General features: G+C 67.0%; 1 protein-coding gene. It reads left to right on the top strand.

From position 1 onward, the window contains the following. Positions 1-1,649: amidohydrolase (locus WS61_RS20215; protein WP_059502822.1), on the top strand; the 1,649-nt coding region annotated here is incomplete at its 5' end.

Below are 1,649 nucleotides of genomic sequence, written 5' to 3'. Positions count from 1 at the left end.
ACAACATGGAACTGCGCTGGGACGGCGTGCCGTCGCTCGCGGTCGCGATGGAGATGCTCAAGCGTCAGGTCGCCGTGACGCCCGCGCCGCAGTGGGTGCGCGTGGTCGGCGGCTTCACCGAACATCAGTTCGTGGAGAAGCGGCTGCCGACGATCGAAGAACTCAATGCAGTCGCGCCGGACACGCCCGTATTCATCCTGCACCTGTACGATCGTGCGTTGCTGAACGCGGCGGCGCTGCGGGTGGTCGGCTATACGAAGGACACGCCGGAGCCGCCGGGCGGAACCATTCTGCGCGATGCCGCCGGCAACCCGACCGGCCTGCTGCTCGCGAACCCGAACGCGACGATTCTCTACGCGACGCTTGCGAAGGGGCCGAAGCTGCCGTTCGAGTATCAGTACAACTCGACGCGCCACTTCATGCGCGAGCTGAACCGGCTCGGCGTGACCGGCGTGATCGACGCGGGTGGGGGATCGCAGAATTATCCGGAGGATTACGAAGTGATCCGCAAGCTGCACGACGCGGGCGAGATGACGATCCGGATCGCGTACAACCTGTTCACGCAGAAGCCGAACGCGGAGAAGGAAGACTTCGTGAACTGGACGAAGAGCGTCAAGTACCACGACGGCACCGACTACTTCCGCAATAACGGCGCGGGCGAGATGCTGGCGTTTTCCGCGGCCGACTTCGAAGACTTCCGCGTCGCGCGTCCGGACCTGCCCGAGCAGATGGAGGACGATCTCGAAGGCGTCGTGCGCGTGCTCGCGGAAAACCGCTGGCCGTGGCGCATGCATGCGACCTACGACGAAACCATCAGCCGCGCGCTCGACGTGTTCGAGAAGGTCAACGAAGACATCCCGCTCGAAGGGCTGAACTGGTTCTTCGATCACGCGGAAACGATCACCGAGAAGTCGATGGACCGGATCGCCGCGCTCGGCGGCGGCGTCGCGGTGCAGCACCGGATGGCGTACCAGGGCGAGTACTTCGTCGAGCGCTACGGCGCGCAAGCCGCGGAGGCGACGCCGCCGGTCGCGAAGATGCTCGGCAAGGGGCTCAAGGTGTCGGCCGGCACGGATGCAACGCGCGTCGCGTCGTACAACCCCTGGGTGTCGCTCGCGTGGCTCGTGACGGGCAAGACGGTCGGCGGCATGCGCCTGTATCCGCAGCGCAACCTGCTCGATCGCGAAACGGCGCTGCGGATGTGGACCGAGTACGTGACGTGGTTCTCGAACGAGGAAGGCAAGAAAGGACGCATCGCGGTGGGGCAGCTTGCCGACCTGATCGTCCCGGATCGCGATTTCTTCGCGTGCGCGGAGGACGATATCGCCGCCACGACCGCGTTGCTGACGGTGGTCGACGGGAAGATCGTGTGGGGGGCGGGGCCGTTCGCGTCGCACGACGCGCCGATTCCGCCGGCGATGCCGGACTGGTCGCCGGTGCGCGAGTTTGGCGGCTACGGCGGCTGGGGCGCGACGCAGCGCAGCGGCGCGCCGTTGCAGCGCGCGGCGGCGGCTGCCGCGGCGTGTGGCTGCGCGAATGCATGCACCGTTCCCCAGCACGCGCACGCGAGCGCATGGGCAAGTGCGTTGCCGACGTCGGACGCGAAGGGCTTCTGGGGCGCGTTCGGCTGTTCGTGCTGGGCGGTCTGA

This window comes from Burkholderia sp. ABCPW 11 (genome assembly GCF_001523445.1).
Lineage (GTDB): Bacteria > Pseudomonadota > Gammaproteobacteria > Burkholderiales > Burkholderiaceae > Burkholderia.
The sequence above is the reverse complement of the archived record's forward strand: the minus strand, read 5'-3'. Positions and strand labels throughout refer to the sequence as shown.